General features: G+C 66.1%; 14 protein-coding genes. 2 read left to right on the forward strand and 12 right to left on the reverse strand.

Going from position 1 to position 24,141, the window contains the following annotated elements:
• Positions 1–55: 55 nt before the first annotated feature.
• The 9 genes from B2W22_RS08970 to clpS all read right to left on the reverse strand — a co-directional run bounded on the left by B2W22_RS08970 (position 56) and on the right by clpS (position 19,434).
• The gene (locus B2W22_RS08970) at positions 56–1,201 is read right to left on the reverse strand and encodes a branched-chain amino acid ABC transporter substrate-binding protein (RefSeq protein WP_175123465.1); all 1,146 of its coding nucleotides are present in this window, start codon (positions 1,199–1,201) and stop codon (positions 56–58) included.
• 239 nt (positions 1,202–1,440) lie between these two features.
• Positions 1,441–5,262 carry a trifunctional transcriptional regulator/proline dehydrogenase/L-glutamate gamma-semialdehyde dehydrogenase gene (gene putA, locus B2W22_RS08975; protein WP_218344732.1) on the reverse strand — a complete coding sequence of 1,274 codons (3,822 nt, stop codon included), beginning with the start codon at positions 5,260–5,262 and terminating at the stop codon, positions 1,441–1,443.
• Between the two features lie 172 nt (positions 5,263–5,434).
• Positions 5,435–6,118: a PqiC family protein gene (locus B2W22_RS08980; protein ID WP_286937263.1), complete on the reverse strand. Its 684-nt coding sequence runs from the start codon at positions 6,116–6,118 to the stop codon at positions 5,435–5,437.
• Positions 6,119–6,124: 6 nt separating this feature from the next.
• The gene (locus tag B2W22_RS08985) at positions 6,125–7,789 is read right to left on the reverse strand and encodes an intermembrane transport protein PqiB (protein WP_175123468.1); all 1,665 of its coding nucleotides are present in this window, start codon (positions 7,787–7,789) and stop codon (positions 6,125–6,127) included.
• 46 nt (positions 7,790–7,835) lie between these two features.
• The gene (locus B2W22_RS08990) at positions 7,836–9,152 is read right to left on the reverse strand and encodes a paraquat-inducible protein A (protein WP_175123469.1); all 1,317 of its coding nucleotides are present in this window, start codon (positions 9,150–9,152) and stop codon (positions 7,836–7,838) included.
• The gene (gene clpA, locus B2W22_RS08995) at positions 9,152–11,464 is read right to left on the reverse strand and encodes an ATP-dependent Clp protease ATP-binding subunit ClpA (RefSeq protein ID WP_175138389.1); all 2,313 of its coding nucleotides are present in this window, start codon (positions 11,462–11,464) and stop codon (positions 9,152–9,154) included. The genes B2W22_RS08990 and clpA overlap by 1 nt, the downstream gene beginning before the upstream one ends.
• A 55-nt stretch (positions 11,465–11,519) precedes the next feature.
• Positions 11,520–13,730 (reverse strand): penicillin-binding protein 1C, encoded by a 2,211-nt coding sequence (pbpC, locus tag B2W22_RS09000; protein ID WP_175123471.1) that lies wholly within the window; start codon positions 13,728–13,730, stop codon positions 11,520–11,522.
• Complete coding sequence (locus B2W22_RS09005; RefSeq protein WP_414631944.1) at positions 13,727–18,949, reverse strand: alpha-2-macroglobulin family protein; 5,223 nt, start codon at positions 18,947–18,949, stop codon at positions 13,727–13,729. Before B2W22_RS09005 ends, pbpC begins: the two co-directional genes overlap by 4 nt.
• Before the next feature lie 170 nt (positions 18,950–19,119).
• Positions 19,120–19,434, reverse strand: a complete 315-nt coding sequence (gene clpS, locus B2W22_RS09010; protein ID WP_056562630.1) for an ATP-dependent Clp protease adapter ClpS — start codon at positions 19,432–19,434, stop codon at positions 19,120–19,122.
• A 226-nt stretch (positions 19,435–19,660) separates the two neighbouring features.
• Here clpS and B2W22_RS09015 point away from each other — a divergent pair, with 226 nt between their 5' ends.
• Together B2W22_RS09015 and B2W22_RS09020 are read left to right on the forward strand one after the other, a co-directional pair.
• Positions 19,661–19,906 carry a cold-shock protein gene (locus B2W22_RS09015; protein ID WP_006220277.1) on the forward strand — a complete coding sequence of 82 codons (246 nt, stop codon included), beginning with the start codon at positions 19,661–19,663 and terminating at the stop codon, positions 19,904–19,906.
• Positions 19,907–20,000: 94 nt separating this feature from the next.
• Complete coding sequence (locus B2W22_RS09020; protein ID WP_175123474.1) at positions 20,001–20,543, forward strand: DUF192 domain-containing protein; 543 nt, start codon at positions 20,001–20,003, stop codon at positions 20,541–20,543.
• Positions 20,544–20,648: 105 nt separating this feature from the next.
• Here B2W22_RS09020 and pcaF read toward each other — a convergent pair whose 3' ends face one another.
• The 3 genes from pcaF to B2W22_RS09035 form a co-directional block, all read right to left on the reverse strand.
• Entirely contained in the window at positions 20,649–21,854 is a 1,206-nt protein-coding gene (gene pcaF, locus B2W22_RS09025; protein WP_175123475.1) for a 3-oxoadipyl-CoA thiolase, read from the reverse strand.
• A gap of 167 nt (positions 21,855–22,021) precedes the next feature.
• Complete coding sequence (locus tag B2W22_RS09030) at positions 22,022–23,416, reverse strand: chloride channel protein (protein ID WP_175138394.1); 1,395 nt, start codon at positions 23,414–23,416, stop codon at positions 22,022–22,024.
• A gap of 142 nt (positions 23,417–23,558) precedes the next feature.
• Positions 23,559–24,141, reverse strand: a 583-nt coding sequence (locus B2W22_RS09035; protein ID WP_286937264.1) for a methyl-accepting chemotaxis protein, incomplete at its 5' end; no start/stop codon positions are given.

Raw genomic sequence — 24,141 nt, forward strand, 5'->3', positions numbered from 1 at the left:
AACGTGGCGCGCGGCTAGCGGCGCGCGGCTAGCTCCGCCCTGGTTTCAAGCCGGCTTAGTTAGCCTGGCTGACCATCGTTTCAACCATCTCCCACTTGCCGTTCTTGACTTCGTAGATGGTGACCGAGATTTCCTTCAGATCGCCCTTGTCGTCGTAGGAAATGTGCTCGCTCGTCGCGCCCTTGCGGTTCAGCTTGGCCAGCTTGGGCAGGTACTTTTCGGGGTCGGCGGAACCGGCCTCTTCGATGGCCGTGATCATGTTCCAGGCGCCGTCGTAGGCGTACGGCGCGTACACGCCGGGCGCCTTCTTGAAGCGGGCCTGGTATTTCTGATCGAAGTCCTTGCCCGCGGCCATCTTGTCCAGCGGCACGCCGGCCAGCGAGGCATAGGTGCCGTCGGCGGCATCGCCGGCCAGCTTGATGAAGGTGTCGCTACGCGTCATTTCGCCGGACACCAGCGGGGCCTCCAGGCCCAGCGTGGCGAGCTGGCGCTTCATCGGGCCGGACTGGGCGTCCAGGCCGCCGTAGAAGATGGCGTCGGGCGCGGAACCCTTGATGTTGGTCAGGATGGCCGTGAAGTCGTTGGCCTTGTCGGTGGTGTATTCGCGGCGCACGACCTGGCCGCCGGCGGCCTTGACGGCCTTCTCGACTTCGTCCGCCAGACCCTGGCCGTAGGCGGTGCGATCGTCGATGATCGCGACCTTCTTGGCCTTCAGGTTCTGCACGATGAACTTGCCGACCGCGGCGCCCTGCTGGGTGTCGCTGGTCATCATGCGGAACGTGGTTTCGTAGCCCTGCTTGGTGTATTCGGGCGAGGTCGCCATGGCGATCTGCGGCAGGCCGGCTTCGTGGTAGACGCGCGACGCGGGAATCGTGGTGCCCGAGTTGAAGTGACCCAGGATGCCCACAACGTCCTGGTCGACGAGTTGCTGGGCGACCTGCACGCCCACGCGCGGATCAGCCTGGTCGTCGCGCGAAACCAGCACGAACTTGGCCGTCTCGCCGTCGATCTTGATGCCCTTCTTGTTCGCTTCTTCGAGGGCCAGGTTCAGGCCATTCTGCATGTCCTCGCCGTAGTGCGATTGCGGACCGGTCAGCGGGGCTGCGAAGCCGAACTTGACGTCGGCGGCCTGCACGGCGGCCGTCATGCCGGCGGCGGCGATGCTTGCAGCGAGAAGCTTCAAAGTGGTGCGGAACTTCATGGGGAATCCTCCGAAATATCGGACTAAGGCCTTGTTATACCTGAGCTTTTAGCCAGGCTTTTGGTTTTTTACTACCGCGGGCCCAGTGATATCCGGGTCCCGCGCATGCATTTTCTGCAGAGCCTGAATGCCGGATTGCGGCAGCCAAGCCAGAGGTGCGACCGGATTTTCGTTCCAGTGCAACCTAGCCCGATATTGGAGATAACCCTCAGTTTCCTGAGGGTTACCCCTGGTCACGCTTAACCGATGGTCATGAGGCTGGCGTTGCCGCCCGCGGCCGCCGTGTTGACGCTGACGGAACGCTCGGTCAGGAGGCGTTCCGGCACGTAGCTGGCGCCCGCCGCCAAGGCGTCGGAGGTCAGGCCGTGCACCGCCAGGATGGGACCCGGGCGCCGCGCGATGCGCTGGTTCAGCGCCTTGAGCGCGTCGCCGTCGCCTTCGAACAGCACGGCCTGGTAGTCGGCCTCGTCCACGTCAGCATCCGAAAGGATACCGGCCTGCCCCTGCTGATCGGCATCCAGCGTCGCCAGCAGCGCCTGCGCGGCCGGCGTGTCCGCAAACCACGCGTGGTTGCCGGTCAGGCGGGCCACGGACCACTGCGCCCGCGCGCCAGCCTCGGTGGCGGCCACGCAGTACACGGCGCCTCGCGGCTCGACCATATAGGTGTTGGTCTCGCCCGTCGGGCCGGGCAGCGCGATGCGCTGCGGCAGCGGCGCCGCGGCGTCCAGCGCCGGCGGCAGGCCTGCGGGGCGCGTGCCCAGCAGGCGGTACATGTACAACGGACCGCCCGCCTTCGGACCCGTACCCGACAGCGCTTCCCCGCCGAACGGCTGCACGCCCACCACGGCGCCCACGATGTTGCGGTTGACGTAGACGTTGCCGGCGTGGACCTGGCCCGTCACGTGCGCGATGGTCTCGTCGATACGCGTGTGCACGCCAAACGTCAGTCCGTAACCCGTGCCGTTGACGGCGTCGAGCAGCGCGTCGAGTTCGTCGCGCTTGTAGCGCACCACGTGCAGCACCGGCCCGAAGACTTCACGGGTCAGCTCGCTGACGTTGTCGATTTCGATGATGGTCGGCGGCACGAAGGTGCCGTGGCGGCATTCGCCGTTCAGTTCGACCTGGTCGACGCGATGACCGGCCGTGCGCATGGACTCGATGTGACGCTGGATGCCGTTGCGGGCCTCGGTGTCGATCACGGGACCCACGTCAACCGACAGGCGATCCGGATTGCCGACGGCCAGCTCGCGCATCGCGCCGCGCAGCATCGTCAGCACGTGATCCGCGTTGTCTTCCTGCACGCACAGCACGCGCAGCGCCGAGCAGCGCTGGCCGGCCGAATCGAAGGCCGAACTGAGCACGTCGAATACGACTTGCTCCGACAGGGCCGACGAGTCCACCACCATGGCGTTCTGGCCACCGGTTTCCGCGATCAGCGGGATGGTGTGGCCGTTATCGTCCAGGCGGTCGGCCAGGGTGCGAGCGATGATGCGCGCCACATCGGTCGAGCCCGTGAACATCACGCCGCGCACGCCCGGATTGGCCACCAGTTGCGCGCCGATGGTTTCGCCGCGGCCCGGCAGCAGCTGCACGGCGCCGGCAGGCACGCCGGCCGCGCGCAGGATGGCCACGGCTTGCGCCGCGATCAGCGGGGTTTGCTCGGCCGGCTTGGCCAGCACGGTGTTGCCCGCCGCCAGCGCGGCCGCCACTTGACCGGTGAAGATCGCCAGCGGGAAGTTCCACGGGCTGATGCACAGCACGGTGCCCAGCGGACGGTGCGTGTCGTTGCTGAATTCCTGCTCGGCCTGGTCGGCGTAGTAGCGCAGGAAGTCCACGGCCTCGCGCACTTCCGCGATGGCGTTCGGCAGCGATTTGCCGGCTTCGCGCACGATGAGGCCCAGCAGGGTCTGCATCTGCTCTTCCAGCAATTGCGCCGCGCGGCGCAAGCACTGCGCGCGCTCGGCAACCGGCGTGGACTGCCAGATCGGCGCGGCATTCGCGGCGGCGCGCAGGGCGACTTCGGCGTCAGCCGAATCGGCTTCGATGACATGGCCGACCACGTCGCGCAGATTGGCGGGGTTGCGCACTTCGATTGCCTTGGCGGCATCCCAGTGTTCACCGCCTTCGCCCAACATGGGACCGGCGCGCCACGGCGTGCCGGCGCTGGCCAGGAGCGCCGCCGACAGCGAGCCCAGGCGATGTTCGTTGCTGAGGTCCAGGCCCGCCGAGTTGGCGCGGGCGCCATCCTGCGGATTGCCGTAAAGCTCGCGCGGCAGCGGAATCTTCTCGTGCGGGGCGCCCAGCGGCGTGATGCGCGAGGCGGCTTCCACCGGGTCGGCAACCAGCGTTTCGACCGGGATGGTTTCGTCGCCGATCAGGTTCACGAACGAGGTGTTGGCGCCGTTTTCCAGCAGGCGGCGCACCAGGTACGCCAGCAGCGTTTCGTGCGTGCCGACCGGCGCGTAGATGCGGCACGGACGGTTGAGCTTGCCCTGGGTCAGCGGGCCGACCACTTCTTCGTACAGCGGCTCGCCCATGCCGTGCAGGCACTGGAACTCGTATTGACCGGGGTAGTAGTTCTGGCCGGCAAGCTGGTAAATCGCCGCCAGCGTGTAAGCGTTGTGCGTGGCGAATTGCGGGTACACGGCTTCGGGCGCGGCCAGCAGCTTGCGGGCGCAGGCAATGTACGCCACGTCCGTGTACAACTTGCGGGTGTAGACCGGATAGCCTTCCAGGCCGTCGACCTGGGCACGCTTGATTTCGCTGTCCCAGTACGCGCCCTTCACCAGTCGCACCATCACGCGATGGCGGCTGCGGCGGGCCAGATCGATCACGTAATCGATGACGAACGGCGCGCGCTTCTGGTAAGCCTGGATGACGAAGCCGATGCCGCTCCAGCCTTCGAGTTCAGGCGTGAAGCACAGCGCTTCCAGCAGGTCCAGCGAGATCTCCAGGCGATCGGCTTCTTCGGCGTCGATGTTCAGGCCGATGTCGTAGCTGCGCGCCAGGATGGTCAGCGCCTTCACGCGCGGCAGCAGTTCCGCCATGACGCGCTCGCGCTGGGCACGCGAATAACGCGGATGCAGGGCGGACAGCTTGATCGAGATCCCGGGGCCTTCGTAGATGCCGCGGCCCGCGGCGGCCTTGCCGATCGCGTGGATGGCCTGCTCATACGAGGCGTAGTAGCGTTCGGCATCTTCCGCCGTAGTCGCCGCTTCGCCGAGCATGTCATACGAATAGCGGAAACCGCGCGATTCCATCTTGCGGTTGTTGGCCAGGGCTTCGGAAATCGTCTGGCCGGAGACGAACTGTTCGCCCATCATGCGCATGGCCATGTTCACGCCCTTGCGCACCAGCGGCTCGCCGCCCTTGCCGATCAGGCGCGTCAGCGCCTTGGACAGCGACTGCTCGCTGCTCACGGCCACCAGCTTGCCCGTGATCATCAGACCCCAGGTGGCCGCGTTGACGAACAGCGATTGCGAACCGCCCATATGCGACTTCCAGTCGCCGCGGGCGACCTTGTCTCGGATCAGCGCGTCGCGCGTGGCGCGGTCGGGTATGCGCAGCAGCGCTTCGGCCAGGCACATCAGCGCCACGCCTTCCTGGCTGGACAGGGAGAATTCCTGGATCAGGCCTTCGACCCCGCCACCGGTGCGCTTGCCGCGCAGCTTCTTGACCAGGCCGGCCGCCATCGCGTGCACCTTTTCCAGGTTGGGCACTCGGGCCTGGCCCAACAGCAGCGGCACGCACTCGGGTTCCGGCCGGCGATAGGCCGCCGTGATGGCGGCGCGCAGCACGGATTGCGGCTGCACGTCCTGGCCGAATTCGTAGAACGGCGGCGTGGGTGCGGCATGGGATTCGGCCGCATCCTCTTCGCCCGCGGCATCCGCGCTCAGGTGGGACATCTCGGCGGGCAGATGGCCGCGCTCGATCTTGTCCAGATAGGACAGGATCGCCTGCTTATGCAGCCAGTGCGGCGTGCAGTTGAGCTTGGTGGCGGCGGCTTTCAGGCGGTCGCGGAGTGCGTCGTCGACTTTGACGCCGAGGGTCGTGCTGGCCATAAGAGATTGCTTCCTGTCGCATGGCAAAGGTGTAACTGGGCCCGGACGGGACCCAGTATGGGTAGGACCGTATGCTAGACAGGTTGCAACCGCGTTTGTATTAAGGTTAACCCTAGGTTGAACCCAGTTAACCGCTTGAGATCGCGAGGTTTATCCGGGAACCCGGGGCGGATCATTCCTTCAGCGCGGAACACCCCATCATCTGGACCGACCCGGAACCAGCCGGATTCTGGCCGCGAATGGCAGCCGCCATGACGCCCGCCAGGCTCACCACCGCGCGCTGCTGCGCCGCGATCAGGCTGCCGACGGCCTCGTCCGGCACGTTTTCGGTGACGACGCTGCGGCACAAGAGGCCCCTGCCCTTGGTGTCGACGGGGCGTACCCGCCAGGTGGCGTCCAGTTGCGCCATGCTGCCGGACACCATCTCGAAGCGTTGCACGTCGGTCTGGACGCGCCAGATCGGCGCCCCCGGACCCGGCTTGACCATCTGCACGTCGAGTGCGCCAAGGTCACGCTTGAGCGCATCGGACAAGGCATTGCGCAACTCGTCGCCCAGCGGCGAGCTCCAGCGCTCGGAATACAAGGCGGAAATGCTGCCGTCGCCGGTGCGGACCATCAACTGCGGCTGGTCGGCCTGCGTGGACAGCGTGACGGGCTGCACCTCGATCACGAACGAGGCGGAACCCGGCGCCGCGGCGGGCGCACCCGACCGCTCGGGCGTCTGCAGCGTGTAGTAGTGGACGGGCGGCGACGACCCGCACGCGGCCAGCGCGCCGGACAGCGCCAGCACGGCCAGCGCGGCGCGGCCGCGTTTGCTGCGGGACGGGGTTGCGGAGCAAGAGAGTCGGCTTTTCATGAGCGTCTAGTTCCTGACTGGGCCGGCGCCCGGGATGGGGTCTTCGCCTCTGCCGCGCAGCAGGGCCTCGGGATTCGATTGCAGGAAGTCGGCCAGCGCGCGCAGCGAACGCGCCGCGCGGCTCAGCTCCTGCATCGCCCGTTCGGTGTTGACCGGCAGCGAGGCGTCAGAGGCCAGCAGCGAGTTGATGTTCGCCATCGAGTCCTTGGCTGCCTTGAGCGCCTTCTGGGCTTCGGGCGCCACCTGCTTGTCCAGACGATTCATCAGCTTGGACGTGCTGGCCAGCGTGGCGCGCAGGTCCTCGCCGATCTTGTCGAACGGAATCTTCTCGATCTTGGTGACGATGTTGGTGACCTGCTGCTGGAGCTGATCCAGGTTGCCCGGCACCGTCGGAATGATCGCCGGTTCCGACATCTCGAATTCAACCGGCTTGGCGTTCGGCACGTTGTCCAGCACCACGTAGAGCTGGCCGGTCAGCAGGTTGGCCGTGCGCAGTTGCGCGCGCAGGCCATGCTTGATCATCACGCCCAGCAAGCGGCCGCCTGCCACGTCGCCTTCCTTGATCGCTCGTTCGCGGACTTCTTCGTAGACGCGGCCCAGCCGTTCCGGATACAGGGTGGCGTCCACCAGCGAATAGAAGCGCTTGGTGGAGGGATCGAAGTCCAGCGTGATCTGCGTGACGTCGCCCAGCGTGATCCCGTTGAAGTCGATCGGCGCCCCCACAGTCAGCCCGCGGATCGACTGGTCAAAGCGCATGCGGATCGGGAAGGCCTCGCCGTCCGGATTGGCCTTGGCTGCGGCCTCGGTGGCGTACAGGTCGAACTCGGTGTCGGCCTTGGCCGCCGCATCGCCATCGCGGGCGTTCTGCACGGTTGCGAACGCCACACCGCCCACCGCCATCGAGACGAGCGACTGCGTGCGCACCTTCAGGCCATCGGCATTGACGCTGAAGTCCACGCCGCTGGCGTTCCAGAAGCGGGTGCCGTTGGTGACGAATTTGTCGTTGGGCGCATCGACGAACACCTCGACGTTCACGGCGCTGCCGTTCTCGTCCAGGGCATAGCCGATCACGCGGCCCACGTTGATGCGGCGGTAGTAGACGGGCGAGCCGATATCCAGAGAGCCCAGGTCCGACGCCTTGAGCATGAAGCGCTTGCCCGCCCGGTCGTGGGTCACGGCGGGCGGGGTTTCCAGACCTTCAAAAGACAGCTTCGTGGCGCGGTTGCCGTTGTCCTTGCCCTCTTCCGCGTCCACGCCGATATAGGCGCCCGACAGCAGAGTGCCCAGGCCCGACACGCCACTTACGTCCAGCCGCGGCCGCACCACCCAGAAGTTCGTGCCTTCGCGCGCCAGGTCGGAAACCTGCTTGGAGAGTTCGGCTTTCACGACCACCTTGCTGCGGTCGGCATTGAAGCCGATGGACTTGACCGTGCCGATGTTCACGTCCTTGTAGCGAAGCTGGGTCTTGCCCACTTCCAGGCCTTCGGCAGTATTGAAAGAGATGGAAATGTCGGGTCCGGCCTGCATCCAGGTTCGCACGACCAGCGACAGGCCCATTAACGCGGCCACGACAGGGACCAGCCAGATCCAGGAGATCCGGCTCTTCTTCTTGCGCGAGATCGCGGGCGACGCGAATTTTTCTTCACCAGATCCGGGGGCTTGCTCGGACATCTACTTTTTCCTTTTCTGAGCGGAAAACAACGGCGGGAGGCCTTTCCTAGCCCACTTGCTTGCCGGAGACGGACGCCGGCGCATGCCGGCCCTCCACCGGCGCTGATTCGATTTCGGTCTGACCTTCAAGGTCCCAGCTACGACGCAGGTCGAAGCTCATGGCAGCCAGCATGGTCAGGATGACAACCACGCCGAATGCGGCGGCGCCGGCACCGGCGCTGATTTCCATCAAGCCCTGAAAGTCGGCCAGGGCCGCCAGCAATATAACGACAAATACATCCAGCATGGACCACTGGCCAATGAATTCAACCATCTGATACAACCGCGTACGCGCCCCCAGATTGGTTGTGCTACGCCATTGCTCAGTCAGCAGCAGCAAGATAAGTGCCAGCAGCTTGGTCAGCGGCACCGCCACACTGGCGATGAACACGATCAGCGCAATGTCCCACGAGCCCATCTGCCAGAGTTCCACCACGCCACCCAGAATGGTGTGCGCGCTGTCGCCCAGCAGCGAACTGACGTTCATGACCGGCAGCACATTAGCAGGGATGTAGAAGACGACGGCCGCAAGCAGCAGCGCCCAGGTGCGCGCCACATGGTCGGGCTTGCGGTAATGCACCACCGCGTCGCAGCGCACGCAGTGATGATGCGCCTCGGGGTCGGCGTCCTTCGGCAGCGCCTGCACCTGGCCGCAGACGTGGCACCCGGTCAACACGACGTCGGGCCCGGCTTCGGGCACATGCACGGGCACCACGCCGACGGATTCGGCATACCGCCACAGCACATGGGGCGACAGTTTGCCGAGCATCGTCAGCAAGACGGTCAGGATGCCGAACGCCGCCAGACCGATGCCGGGCGCCACCGCGGCCATCCCGGCCAGTTTCACGACCGCAACCAGCACGCCAAGCAGGAAAACCGGCACCATGCACCACGGCCGCAGCACACCCAAAAGACGCATGGCGGCGTGGAAATCCGCGGGCTCGCGGCCCCGCGACAGCGGACCCAGCACCCACAGCAGCACGATCAGTTGCAACAGCGGCAGCGCGAAGCCCGCCAGGCCGGTCATGATGGAAACGACCCAATGGCCCTGACGCCAGGTAATGGAGATGGAATCCAGCAGGGAAGCTTCTTGGACCATGCCCTGCACGGACATCGAAGCGACCGGGTAGGCGTTGGCCACCCCGAAGACGATCAGGGCAGTGATGGCGAGCGCCAGCCAATTGGACAAAGTAAGCCCGCTGTAGCGCCAGAGCACGGCGCCGCAGCGGGCACAATTGGCGGTCTCGCCAGGTTCAAGCTGATGTCGGCGATAGATGCTTGCGCAATGTTCGCATTCGATCAGCGGCTGGCGGTCCGCGGTCATCAGTCGACGAGTTCGACTTCCTGCTTATCCGGCGCGTCCGACGAAGGCGGCTTGCCGCTATCGTCAAAGTCCAGCGTGACCTTGCCCGACTCGTCCAGATCCACCGTGACCGAACCGCCGTCGACCAGCTTGCCGAACAGCAGCTCGTCGGCCAGCGCGCGCCGGATGGTGTCCTGAATAAGACGTTGCATGGGACGCGCGCCCATGAGCGGATCGAACCCCTCCTTGGCAAGGTGTTCACGCAGGCGCGTGGTGAATACGGCTTCCACGCGGCGCTCGTGCAACTGGTCTTCAAGCTGCATGAGGAACTTGTCCACCACGCGCATGATGACCTCGTGGTCCAGCGCGGCAAAGGGAATGATCGCGTCCAGGCGGTTGCGGAATTCCGGCGTGAACATGCGGCGGATTTCCGCCATTTCGTCGCCCACCATCCGCGAGTTCGCAAAACCGATCGACGGACGGTTCAAGGTCTCGGCGCCCGCGTTGGTCGTCATGATGAGGATGACGTTGCGGAAGTCTGCCTTGCGGCCGTTGTTGTCGGTCAGCGTGCCGTGGTCCATGACCTGCAGCAGGATGTTGAATACATCCGGGTGCGCCTTTTCGATTTCGTCGAGCAGCAGCACGCAATGCGGCTGCTTGGTGATTGCCTCGGTAAGCAGGCCGCCCTGGTCGAAACCCACGTATCCGGGCGGCGCGCCGATCAGGCGCGACACCGCGTGGCGCTCCATGTATTCGGACATGTCGAAGCGCAGCAGTTCGACACCCAGCGTGAACGCCAGTTGGCGTGCGACTTCGGTCTTGCCGACGCCCGTGGGGCCCGACAGCAGGAAAGCGCCGATCGGCTTTTCCGGCTTGCCCAGGCCCGAGCGCGCCATCTTGATGGCGGCGGACAGCGCGTCGATGGCGCCATCCTGGCCGAACACCACCGTCTTCAAGTCGCGGTCCAGCGTGGCGAGCTTGCTGCGGTCGTCGTTGGAGACGGACTGCGGCGGAATGCGCGCGATCTTCGAAACGATGTTTTCGATGTCGACCTTGCCGATCACCTTCTTCTGGCGCGAACGCGGCAACAGGCGTTGCGCGGCGCCGGCCTCGTCGATCACGTCGATGGCCTTGTCGGGCAGGTGGCGATCATTGATGAAGCGCGCCGACAGTTCGGCGGCAGCCGACAGCGCCGCGGCCGAATAGCGCACACTGTGGTGCTCTTCGAAGCGGCTTTTCAGGCCGCGCAGGATCTGCACGGTCTGTTCGATGCTGGGCTCGGGCACGTCGATCTTCTGGAACCGGCGCGACAGCGCGTGATCCTTTTCGAAGACGCCGCGGTATTCGGTGTAGGTGGTGGCGCCGATGCACTTGAGCTGCCCCGACGACAACGCCGGCTTGAGCAGGTTGGAGGCATCCAGCGTACCGCCCGACGCCGAACCGGCGCCGATCAGCGTGTGGATTTCGTCGATGAACAGGATCGCGTCGGGGTTGCCGCGGATCTGCTTGAGCACGCCTTTCAGACGCTGTTCGAAATCGCCGCGGTACTTGGTGCCGGCCAGCAGCGCGCCCATGTCCAGCGAATAGACCTGAGCGGCCTGCAGGACTTCAGGCACTTCGCCGCGCGTAATGCGCCAGGCCAGGCCTTCCGCGATGGCGGTCTTGCCAACGCCGGCCTCGCCCACCAGCAGCGGGTTGTTCTTGCGCCGGCGGCACAGCACCTGAATGACGCGCTCGACTTCGTGCTCGCGGCCGATCAGGGGATCGATCCGGCCCGCAAGCGCGGCGGCGTTCAGGTCGGTGGCGTACTGATCCAGCGGCGACTGACGCGAGTCGCCCTGCTCTTCACCATTGGGCTGTTGCTCTTTCTGCACGGCGGCGGACTCCACCTGCGGCTGTTTGGTAATGCCATGGGACAGGAAATTGACCACGTCCAGGCGTGTGACGCCCTGCTGTTGCAGGTAGTACACGGCGTGCGAGTCCTTTTCGCCAAAAATGGCCACCAGCACGTTCGCGCCCGTCACAGGCTTTTTGCCCGTGCCGCCGGCCGAGACGTGCATGATCGCGCGCTGAATGACGCGCTGGAAACCCAACGTGGGTTGCGTGTCGACTTCGGCGCCGCTGGGGATCACCGGGGTGTTTTCCGATACGAACTGGCGCAGGTTGCGACGCAGGTCGTCCAGGTTGGCCGCGCAGGCGCGCAGGACCTCGACCGCCGAAGCGTTGTCGAGCAACGCCAACAGCAGGTGCTCGACGGTAATAAATTCGTGCCGGGCCGAACGGGCCTCGACGAAAGCCATATGCAGGCTGACTTCAAGCTCTTGAGAAATCACGCTTCCTCCGTAACGCATCGAAGCGGGCTAATACACGATTCATATTCTATGCCGATCATGGCGTAACGCCAGCGATTTCAAAAACCACGCTGTCGTGCCGGCCATGTGTATCCATGACGGTTAGCGTATACCGGCCGTCGTGCGCCAGCACCAAATTAAACGGATGACCCGCGGCGCCATGACTTGCGACACGACCATCGAGCATCCACCAGACTTCGCCTTCAGCGCCCTGGACGTCGACGTCCAGCGCAACTTGCCGCATGCCGGGCACGGGCCGCAGCACCGAGCCGTTGGCCACACCCCCGAGCCGAAGCGGTCCCTGGGTGGCATCGGCATAGCCGGCAAACGAGGGCGGCGCCGTTTCATTGAGCATCCAGGCCGCCCGCTGTTCGGGACACGCGCCCGAGGGCTCGCTACCCAGCCTGTAACCCAAAGGCCAGCATGTCACCACCGCCTGCACCGTTTCGGGCCTGACGCGGACCTGCTGGGCGCCTTCCGGCAATGCCGCCACGATATCCTGCAGTAGCGGCGCCGCCACATTCGCCCCAAAAAATCCTGGATTCGGCGTACCGTCGGGCCTGCCGACCCATACGCCGATCGTCCATCTGTCGGTCACGCCGACCGCCCAGGCATCCCGGAATCCGAAACTGGTCCCGGTTTTCCAGGCCAGTTGCCGGCCGGGATTGCCCGACTGGTAAAACGGCCGGTCCGGGTGTCCACCGCCTTCGAGGATGTCCCGGACGATCCAGGCCGCGCCAGGACTCATCATACGGGACTCGACAACCGGCTGCTCCGCCGTCAAGCGGGGCCGCCCCGAGATGCCGTCCCGGGCCAGCGCACGATACGCGCCGACCAGTTCTTCCAATGTGGTGCCACCCCCGCCCAAAATCAAGCTCAGATTTGGCTCGGCGCCCGCGGGCATTCGTAACTTCACGCCGCCCGTCAGCATAACCGAGGCAAAACTGGCTGGTCCGACCCGGTCCAGCAGGTCCACCGCAGGCACGTTGAGCGACCGCTGCAACGCCTGCGCCACGCTGATCGGCCCGGCGAAGGCCGCCTGGAAATTCCCGGGTGCGTAGCCGCCGAACGACATGGGCGCGTCGATCAGCAGGCTTTCAGAATGGATCAGCCCCTCGTCCAGGGCCTGGGCATACAGAAACGGCTTGAGCGTCGACCCCGGCGATCGCACGCCGCGCACCATGTCCACATGCGAGTACCGGGAATCGTCGGAAAAATCTGCCGACCCGGCGTAAGCCTTGACCTCCAGGGAATCGTTGTCCATCACCAGCACCGCCATCGACACCTTGGGCGGAAGGTTATCGACCCGGTCCAGCAACATTTGTTCCACCGACGCCTGCATGTCCGCATCCAGCGTGGAGGTGACCAGTGGTGGCCGGCCGCCCGCGCGGCGCGCGCCGCCCGCTTCCAGCAGCAGGCGCTGCGCCGCCAGGGGCGCCAGCCAGCGCGCCCGCAACGGCGGCGCGATGACGGTTTCTATCTTGGCGTCAGCCACCTCGGCCGGAGTCCAGCGGCCGAGTTCGGCCATGCGGTCCAGCACCTTGTCGCGGGCGGCCTGGGCGGCCTCGGGGTGACGGTCGGGACGCAGCCGTGACGGGGCCTGCGGCAAGGCGGTCAGCATCGCCGCTTCTGCCGGCCCCAGGTCGCGGGCCGGCTTGCCCAGCCACAGCCGCGAGCCCATCTCGACGCCCTCGACGATGCCGCCCATCGGCGCGTGGGTCAGGTATAGGGAAAGGATCTCGTCCTTGCTGTAGTGCATTTCCAGCTGCACGGCGCGCCACGCCTGCCGCAGCTTGGCCGACATCGTGCGCGACGGCTTGCCCGCCAGTTGCGGATCGATCAGCCGCGCCACCTGCATGGTCAGCGTGGAGCCGCCGGACACGATGCGGCGGTTGGTGGCCCACTGCCAGCCCGCACGCGCGAGCGCCACGGGGTTCACCCCGGGGTGCCAGTAGAACCAGCGGTCCTCGTAGGTGAGCAGCGTCTCCAGGTAGCGGGGCGAAACCTGATCGGGCTGGACCGGGTAGCGCCAGATGCCGTCGCGGCTGGGATAGTTGCGCAGCGGCGTGCCATCGGCGGCGACGACAACCGCCGCCCCGCCCGAATCGATGGGAGGCAGCGGATACAGGCGGTCGAGCGCGAATAACAACGCGGCCAGCGCTGATAACGCGCTGGCCGCGAAGATGCCGCGCCGCCGCCAGCGGCGGGCGCGCGATGCGCCCGCCTGGCAAGCGGCGGCGGCGTTCAAGGACGCTTGGCGCCGCGATCGCGGATTTCGACCGTGCTCCATTGCTCACCCACGCCGCGGATTTCGGGGCGGTACATATCCTCGGCCACCGTCGACGGCACCGCGTAGCGGCCCGGCGTCACGACGCGCACCAGATAGAACACGTCCACCTTGCCACGGCCCAGCGACACCGCGGCGACGTAGCGGTCGTCGCGGAACTCGCGATGCTTGATGTTGGAATCCGACATGGCGTCGGCCACGCGGCGCCCGCCGATCTTCCAGTCCTGCATTTCCGGGCTCTGCGACAGGTTGAGGTTTTCGACCTCGAAGCCCGCCGGCACGCGGTCAACCAGCAGACCATCGGGGATGTTCTGGTTGGCGCTGGCCTGGACCCACACCACCAGCATGTCGCCGGTCTGCAGGGTGCCGCCGTCCCACGGGCGGCCGTCCGGACGGTACCAGCCACGCTTGAGCTGGATGATGTCGTTGCGCGGCGCGGGGGTCGCAGTCGGGCTGCCCTGGATGTCGTATTCGACGAACAGCGATTGGCTGCCCGTGTTCTGCAACTGCGTGCCCGCCAGATCCGCGGCCGACAGCGAGACCGTCTGGTCGCTCTTGCCGCCCGTCAGCGGCTTGCGCTCGCCATTGACGGTCAGCACCGCTTCCCACGGCGTGTTCTTGTTGCCGCCCGCGGCGCGCGCGGCCAGCAGCAGGGCCATCTGTTCCTGCGTGGACAGGTACGAACGGTTGCCCAGGCGGCTGGAAAGCTGATTCAGCAGGTTCTCGCTGCGTTCGTGGCGCAGCTCGTATTGCGAGACCAGCGCGTAGGACAACGCATAGTCGCGCACGCTGCTGCCGTAGTCGCCCATCCATTCGTCGTAGTAGGCGCTGCTGCGGTTGTTGATGTTGATGCCATAGGTGCGCGTCATGGCCAGGTCAAGCGCCTGCTTCATGCGCCCTTCGTCGCCCATCAGTTTGAACGCGGCGGCCAGTTGCACCAGCGGCAGCGGCGAGCGCGCGCGCTCCTGATAGTTGTCGAACAGCTGACGCACGGTCGACAACGGCGCCTTCTTGTCGCGCGCCAGCACCAGCGCGGCGGTGGCCAGGCCGGCAAAGCGGCGATGGTCTTCGCGCAGCACGTTGGCGTCGCTGCTGTCGATGCGGTTGGCCTCGACGTTGCGGCGCAGATTGGCCGACCACGTGCCGAATGCGCCGGCGCTCTGCTGCACCTGCTCCAGCAGCCACGTGCGCGAACGATCCAGCGACGCCTCGGGCACATCGAAGCCACGATCGCGTGCGTCCTGCATGAAGCCCACGGCGTAGGCCGTCAGCCACACGTCGCGCGAGGACGCGCCGCTCCAGAGGTTGTACGAACCGACCGAGTTGCGCATGCCCGACAGGCGGCTGATGGCGCCGGCGACCTTGGCGGCGCGTTCGGCCTCGGTGCGCGGCTTCAGGCCGAACTGCTTGGCGGCGTCTTCATCCAGCATCACCCACGGCATGGCCGCGCTGATGGTCTGCTCGGTGCATCCATACGGATAGTTGAGCAGGTCCTCGACCAGACGGTTGACGTTGAACGGCGGACGATTGGACACGGTCAGGCTGACGGTCGTCGAGTCCGGGTAATAGGACGCGACCCACGACGCCTGCGCCGGTTGCGACTCGCCCGGATTCAGGCGCAGACGCCGCACCTGGCGCTCCGGCGCATGCGCGGGCTGCACCTGCAGCACGGACTCGCGCACGATGCGGATCGGCTTGGCGCCGCCCTGCCCGTCCACGGTCAGACGCATCAGGCCCAGGCCGTACGAACCGGTGGTGGTCGCCGTGAACCGCAGCGTCGTGCGCTGCTTGTCTTTCAACGTGACAGTGCGCACGCCGTCGACGATGGCCAGCGGATCCAGGGCTTCGAGCTTGACCGAGATCTTCTGTTCGGCGCCGCTCATGTTGGTAACGTCCAGCGCAATGGCGGCCTGGTCGCCCGGCGTGATGAAACGCGGGGTGTTCAGTTCCGCCACGATGGGCGCTGCCACGACCATTTCGGCGTCGGTGCTGCCGTAGTTGTCGGGCGTGAACGCGACGGCCATCAGGCGCAGCGTGCCATTGAAGTCCGGCAGGTCCAGCGGGATGTCCGCTTCGCCCTGCGCGTTGAGCGCAACGGGACCCGAGAACAGATCCACCAGCTTGACCTTCTTGGGCAGGCTCTTGCTGTCGCCGCGCATTGCGGCGTCGCCGCCCCACTTCAGCTTGCCCTTCGTGCCGTCCATCTTCTCGATGAGCTTGCCGTACATGTCCAGCAACTCGGGCGCGTAGCGGTGCTTGCCGAAGAAGTAATCCAGCGGATCGGGCGTGGCGTACTGGTTGATGTTGAGAATCCCCACGTCGACCGCGGACAGCGTCACCATCGCCTGCTTGCCCTGCGCGCCATCGACCTTGACGCGCACGGTCGTCTTGGTCTCCGGCACGGCCTTGGGCGCGGCGGTGAGCTTGACGTCCAGCTTGCGGTCGGCGCTGGCGATCGGCAGGAACGCCAGGCCCAGCGCGCGGGCCGGCGTGACGCGGTCGCCTTCGCTGCCGGGGCGGAACACCGCCGCGGCCACGTACAGGTCGTGGCGCTTCCATTCCTTATCGACCGGAATCTCGACCTCGGTGCCCGTTGCCTTCACGGCCACCCACTTGGACCACAGCATGCGGTCGCCTTCGACGGTGATGAGCGCCTGGCCATCATGCGGCGGCGTCAGCGTCAGCTTGACGGTGTCGCCCGGCTTGGCGGGCACGCCTTCCAGCTTCATCTGCACGCGGTCGGGGCGGTTGCCCATGGCGTCGGCGTCCTGCGCGTTCCAGCCGGCATAGAAGCGATAGCGCATCGTTTCGCCGGTTTCCGGATCCGTGATTTCCAGACGGTAGCGGCCCCACTTGACCGGCACGGTCAGTTGGGTGCGATCGTTCAGCGCAATTTCGCGTGAGTCGACCAGTTCTTCGGTTTCGGTATAGCCGCTGTTCCAACCGCGCTGGTCGTCGAATCGCCAGTAGTACTGGCGCTCTTCGCGGAACAGACGCATCTGCGCCTGCGCGAGCGGTTCGATCTTGCCTTGCGCGTTGGCGCGGATGACCTCGAAACCGGCCGGCGCGTTCTCGCGGGCCACGTCGCTGTCAAACTGCGGACGGACGGCGATCAGCTTGTCGGCGGGCCAGACGGTACGTTCGATGGAGCGGACCACCGGGCGGCCGCCGGATTCCAGAAGGCTGGCGGACACTCGGACCTTCATCGGCGAATGCGTGCCGGCGGCGTTCGGGTTCACGTCGAGCTGCGCGCGGCCCTTGTCGTCCAGCGCGGATTCCGGCAGTTCACCGAAGCTGCGGCGCGTATCGTCGGCCACATCGCCAAAGATGAAGCCGGGCCATTGCTGGGCCAGCGCAAAACGATCACGTTTGACCTGGAAGGTGGCCAGCAGACGGTTGCCGGCAGCCGGCGCGCCATACAGGTAGTCGCCCTGCACGTCGACGGTCAGCTCCTCGTCGGGGGACAACACGTCCTGGCCCGAGGTCAGCGCCATCTTCATGCGTTCGGGCAGGAATTCCTCGACCTGGAACTTCCACGAGGCATCCGGCGCGCGCGAGGACGGATCGACGCGCAGTTCCAGCAGCCACGTGCCGGTCTGGGCATCCAGCGGCAGATCGATCGCGCGTTCGACGTAACCGGGCAGATCCTTCTGCGGTTGCCACAGCGCGGTCTGCATCGTGCGGCCATCCGGACGCTTGATGGTGGCAGTCAGCGGCGACGGCGTCAGCACGCGGCCGTCGAGGTCGCGCGGCAGCACCGATACGTGGAAGGTCTCGCCGGGGCGATACAGGTTGCGGCCGGCGTAGACGAACAGATTGTTGGCGCGCGACGCATGGCCGCCCGTATCGAATTCGGACAGATCCAACGCCGGTTCGCCCAGCGCCAGCACGGTCATTTCCTTGTCGCGCGAGGCGCGGATGACGCGGGCATTGGCAAAGCTGCCGTCAAAGCGGACATGGCCCTGCGCATCGGCGGCCGCCTTGGCCAGCGGCTTGCCGGCGCCGTCCACCAGTTCAAATACCGCGCCAGAAATGGCCTGGCCGGACTTCAGCGACACCGAATACGCTTCGATGCGGTCGGTGTAGCGGCGGGCGTGCAGCCCGATGTCGCTGACGTAGAAATAGGTGACCTGGTACTCATAGCGGAAACGGCCAGGTTGGCTCATGACCGCAACGTAGATGCCCGGCTCCTGCAGTTCCTTGATGCCCTCGACGGGCAGGAACGTGACGTGACGGCGGTTCGGCTTGTCGTCGGTGACGAAGCGGCCCTGATAGACGCTGGTCGTCAGCGAATTCAGCCGGTCCAGGTCCCAGTTGCTGACCGAGCCCTTCAGGCTGCGGTTACCGGCGTAGCGCCAGTCGTTCTCGTCATAGTTGCCGTCGTCCTCGTCTTCCGAGGCGGCGGGGGTGCGGCCCACGCCCAGCACGGTGTCGAACAGTTCGGGCACGCGGTCGGGGGACACGCGCAGGAACTGCACGTCAACCTCGGGCACATTGACCGTGGCGACCGGCAGGCCGCCGTTCTGGCCGGCGGGCAGCACGACGCCGCGGCTGGCGAAGTAAAACGACGGCGGCATGGCCTGCGTGCTGACTTCGCAATGCGAAGCCTCGGTCAGCGCGACCTTTTCGCCCGCGCCGGGCAAGCCCGAGCGGACCGTGATCGCGTAGGAGCGCTGCGGCTGCACATACGGGAAGTACACCACGCGCGGGTTGTCGCCGACGACCCAGTTGCCCTTGAGGATCTTGCCCTTGGGCGCGGAATCGCCAGGACGCACCGAGGCCGGCTGCTGGCCCGGCGCGGCGGCCGATTCGCTGTCCTCGTCGGCCTTGCCGGCCGTCGAACCCGTATCGGTCACCTGAAGGAAAGCGTCCAGATTGCTCTTGGCATCCACCGGTTGCGTGAAGGTCACGGCCAGCGACAAGGCGTCGTTGTATTGGCGGGGTTGGCAATTCAAGGCCGCGAAGGGATCCGCGGCGCCCACGGTTGCGGTGGCAGGCAGTGCTGGCGCAGCGCTGTTCGCCGCCTGCGGAGCCGCGGCGGTCGCTGTCTGCGCCGCCGGAACCGCTGCCGGACTTGCCGGCTGCTGCCCCTTGCCCATCCACCAGCCCGCGCCAATCGCGCCGGCCACCACCGCGATCCCGGCTACAGCCAGCCAGGTCTTGTTGAACTTTCCACTCACGGCGAAACCTCCCCGCCCACTAGAACGCAACGCTCCTTAGCGGCGGAGCTGCCGACCCGCATGTACCGCGCGCTTCCCGTTACGCGGCAAAACCGTTCATCCCTGTGCCCGGGATGCAACCGGCAGCACAACGCCGCCATTGCTGGCGGCGCCATTGTGTTTTGTCGAGATCAAACCGGTTCCATCACGCACTGCAGCGGGTGTTGACGCGCCCGCGCATACTGACCGACCTGCGCGATCCGTGTGGCGGCGAGGTCACGGGGGTAAACCCCGCAGACGCCTCGGCCTTCGTGATGCACTTGCAGCATGATGCGCGTCGCCTCTTCCTGGTTTTTATTGAAGAATTTCTGCAGCACTTTCACGACGAACTCCATCGGGGTGTAGTCGTCATTAAGCAGCAACACCTGGTACATCGGCGGCGGCGCAGTACGTGCCGGCGCCTTCTCGACGACCAAGTCATGCTGGGAATCCAAGGTAGAACTCATAGGGCGGGTATTCTATTTAAACTGGGGACGGCAACCACTCAACTTACTGAAAATTACACGTAGAAATACGTAGTATCCATACTTGACTAGGTCAAGAAAAGCGGCGCATTATCCACGCATTCTGGGGTTTTCAATTTACCGAAAATCTGCCAGGAAGCCGGAGGGGGGACAGGGGTCTAGACCACAATGCCCTTCTGTCAACATACGATTCAATGAGGCAGGCCGCATGTCTGATACGACCGCAACCGCCGTCCAAGGGGACAATCCCAAATCGACGGGCACCGTCAAATGGTTCAACGATGCAAAGGGGTTTGGCTTCATTACGCCCGACGATGGCGGTGAAGATCTGTTCGCCCACTTCTCGTCCATCCAGATGAATGGTTTTAAAACCCTGAAAGAAGGCCAGAAAGTGGCCTTCGAGATTATCCAGGGGCCTAAAGGAAAACAGGCGCTCAATATTACGGCTGCCTGAGTTACCCTTTAAAGCGCAACGGTAAGGTTGCGCCATTATCCAGGCGGGGCTTTCGGGCCCCGCCTTGTTATTTTTCTTAATACTCCGCCGGGCCATGCTGAAGATTGCCGTTTTGTTTCCCATTGTTCGTACGCTGTTCAAAACAACCTTCACCAAGGCATCGTCAGCGGCAAACGCGGGCGGCCGCAAGGCGCCGGTGATCGCCGCCGCCGCCATCGCGATCGCAGCCGCCCTGCCCCTGCCCGCCAGCGCCCAGCAACAGACCGGCCCGCAGCCGCGTCTGCCCACGACGCAATTGTCGGCCGGAATCCATATTATCCGCGCAGAAGTTGCAAACACGGACGCCACGCGGCGCGACGGTCTGATGTTCCGCAGGGAGCTGCCGGGCAACGACGGCATGCTGTTCGTCTTCGACCAGCCGGACGTGCAGTGCTTCTGGATGCGCAACACGCTGCTGCCCCTGTCGATTGCCTTTATCGCCGACGACGGCACGATCGTCAACATTGAAGACATGGCGCCGCAGACCGAAGACCCGCATTGCGCAAAGAAGCCGGTGCGCTACGCGCTGGAAATGGCGCAAGGGTGGTTCGGCAAGCACGGCATCACTGCCGGGAAAAAGCTCGACGGCCTGCCCTGACGCCTTCGGGCAGACCGCCCCAGCAGGTAATGACAAAGGGAGCCCGAGGGCTCCCTTGTTGTTTGCCGGACAGCGCGACGCGCGCCGCCGGCCGTACCACGCGCCTTACACGCGTTCGATGATCAGCGCGATGCCTTGGCCGACGCCGATGCACATCGTGCACAGCGCGTAGCGGCCGCCGGTGCGATGCAGCTGGTTGATGGCCGTGGTGGCCAGACGCGCGCCGCTGGCGCCCAGCGGGTGGCCCAGGGCGATCGCGCCGCCGTTGGGGTTCACGCGCGGGTCGTTGTCGGCGATGCCAAGCTGGCGCAGCACAGCCAGACCTTGCGCGGCGAACGCTTCGTTCAGTTCGATCACGTCCATCTGATCCAGCGTCAGGCCGGTCTGAGCCAGCACCTTCTGCGTGGCGGGCGCCGGACCGATGCCCATGATGCGCGGCGCGACGCCAGCGGTTGCCATGCCGACGACGCGGGCACGCGGGGTCAGGCCATGGCGGGCGGCAGCCTTTTCATCGGCCAGCAGCAGCGCGGCGGCGCCGTCGTTCACGCCCGACGCGTTGCCGGCCGTGACGCTGCCGCCTTCGCGGACCACGCCCTTGAGCTTGGCCAGCGATTCCAGCGACGTTTCACGCGGGTGCTCGTCCTTGGAGACGATGATCGGGTCACCCTTTTTCTGGGCGATCGACACGGGCACGATCTCGGCGTCGAAGAATCCTTCCTTCTGGGCGCGCGCGGTCTTTTCCTGGCTGGCCAGCGCGAACAGATCCTGGTCGGCGCGGCTGATGTTGAAATCGTCGGCGACGTTTTCGGCGGTCTCGGGCATCGAGTCCACGCCGTACTGCGCCTTCATCAGCTTGTTGATGAAACGCCAGCCGATGGTGGTGTCATAAATGGCGGCGCTGCGCGAGAAGGCGCTGTCCGCCTTACCCATGACGAACGGGGCGCGGCTCATGCTTTCCACGCCGCCGGCCAGCATCAGGCCGGCTTCTCCGGCGCGGATGGCGCGCGCGGCGGTGCCGATGGCGTCCAGACCCGAGCCGCACAAACGGTTGACCGTGGCGCCGGGCACTTCGACCGGCAGGCCGGCCAACAGCGTGGCCATGCGGGCCACGTTGCGGTTGTCTTCGCCCGCCTGGTTGGCGCAACCCATGATGGCGTCGTCGAGTTCTTCCCAGCGCACGCCAGGATTGCGCGCCGCCAGCGCCTTGATGGCTACGGCAGCCAGATCGTCGGGCCGCACGGAAGCCAGCGCACCGCCGTAGCGGCCGAAGGGGGTACGAATCGCATCACAGATAAAGGCATTCACGGTCATGGGAAGCTCGAAGTGAAGTGAAAGAACTCGGGATCGGACGATGTTAACGCAGCGGTTTCGCGCCAAGTTGGTGCGTTACCCGGATGTCCGCACAACGGACAGTGTCCAGTAGACGTTCACATTGGACCGGCGCGCGCGTGCACGGAACCGGGCCGCCATGCCCGGGATCAGTGCGCGCCGGCCTTGGCCGCGCGGCCCGCGTCGACGATGGCCTGACGGCGGAAACGGCCGGCCGCCAGATGGTAGAACGGTTGCGGGCAGAACTGGCGCGACACGCCCGACGCCAGCAACGACCCGACCAGCAGCCAGAACAGCATCGGCTGGCTGCCCGTCATTTCCATCACCACGACGCTCGCCGTCAAGGGCGCCTGGGTAGCGGCCGCCAGAAAGGCCGCCATGGACAGCAGCACCAGCACGCGCTGGTCGACGCCCTCGCCTGCCAACTCCCAGATGTGATGGCCGATGCCCGCGCCCGTGGTGAGCGCTGGCGTGAAGATGCCGCCGGGAATGCCCGCCCAATAGGACGCGACGGTGGCCGCCAGCTTGGCCAGGCCAAAGCCGTCCGGCACCGCGTCCTTGCCGTTGAGCAGGTCAGCCGCGACGGCGTAGCCGGTGCCGTACACGCTGCCCGCGGTGCACAGGCCGATCACCGCCAGCGCCAGGCCCATGATGAACGCCGTCCAGATCGGATGCGTCCGGATCCACGCGCGCCACGACTGCGGCGCCGCGCCGATCGGGCCCTTGCCCAGCAGGCGGGCGAAGATGCCGCCCAACGCGCCATTGAGGGCGCCGCAGATGACGATCCACATCACCATGTTCTGCGACAGGGGCGCGCCCGCGAAGACGCCGAAATAAGGATTGTTGCCTTCCACCGCCACCACCAGGAAGCCGGCGGCCAGCACGCCGATCAGCACCAGCCGCTGCCAGCGCAGCACGGTGCCGCGCCCCAGTTCCTCGATGGCGAAGATGACGCCGGCCAGCGGCGCGTTGAAGGCCGCCGCCAGGCCGCCGGCGGCGCCCGCTGCGATCAGCTCGTTGGCGTGAAAGCCGCGCAGCTGCAAGCCGCGGCGTTTCCAGAAATCGCCCCACGCCAGCATCAGCGCCGCGCCGACCTGCACGGAAGGACCCTCGCGGCCGATCGACGCGCCGCACAGCATGCCGAAGAACGCCAGCGGTATCTTCCAAAGGCTTTGGGCCAGCGACACCAGGCTGTTCTGGCTGGGACCCGGCGGCAGCGACAAGGCGCCGATGACTTGCGGAATGCCGCTGCCGGAAGCGTTGGGCGCGAAACGCAGCGTGAGCCAGCGCAGCGCGGCCAGCCCGAACGGCATGACCAGCAACGCCAGCCAGCCGTTGTAGGCGACCCACTGGCGGTTCCAGGCCAGCGCCTTGTCGGCCAGATAGGTAAAGCCCAGCGACATGAGCGCCACCAACGCGGCGCCGCCGAGCAACAGCCCGAGCTGCACGCTCTTCCTGGACAGACGGTTGATCTGGCGCACCTTGCGGCGCGCCAGCCGGCGTGTTCGGGCGATGACGCGACGGACGGGGTCGGGCAGACTCATGGACGGGGACAGGGCGGCGTGGGGAGGTTGCCAACCTTACCATCCCATCCTGACCCGTAGCCGAAAGAATGCAGCGTTGCGCACGCGCAAGCGCGGACGGGAACGGCCGGTCAACGGCCGTCCATCACGACGCGGCAAGGCTTCAGAACGACGACCACTCGTCCTGAGAAGCGCCTGCCAGCGCGGGCCGGGCCTGCGCCGCACGGGCTGCCGGCGCGGCGGGCTTGCGCGCCGCCACGCGTTCGGCCGGCAGCAGCCGGGCTTGCGCCTGAACCGCAGATCCACTGCCTGCATCCACCTTGAAGCGGCGCACTTCCTGCGCCAGACGCGTGGCCTGCTCCTGCATGCTGGCCGCGGCGGCCGCGGCTTCCTCGACCAGGGCGGCGTTCTGCTGAGTCACCGTGTCCATCTGCGAGACGGCCTGGTTCACCTGCCCGATGCCGGTCGATTGCTCTTCCGATGCGCCCGAGATCTCGCGCACCAGCGTCGCGACCTGGCGCACGCTGTCCACGACTTCGCGCATCGTGCGTCCGGCCTCGTCGACCTGACGCGAGCCGCCTTCGACGCGCGTCACGGATTCGTCGATCAGGGCCTTGATTTCCTTTGCAGCCACAGCGGAACGCTGGGCCAGCGTGCGCACCTCGCCCGCCACGACCGCGAAGCCGCGGCCCTGCTCGCCCGCGCGCGCCGCTTCCACGGCGGCATTGAGCGCCAGGATGTTGGTC

This window comes from Achromobacter sp. UBA4530 (assembly GCF_002388205.1).
Classification (GTDB): Bacteria; Pseudomonadota; Gammaproteobacteria; order Burkholderiales; family Burkholderiaceae_B; genus Achromobacter; species Achromobacter animicus.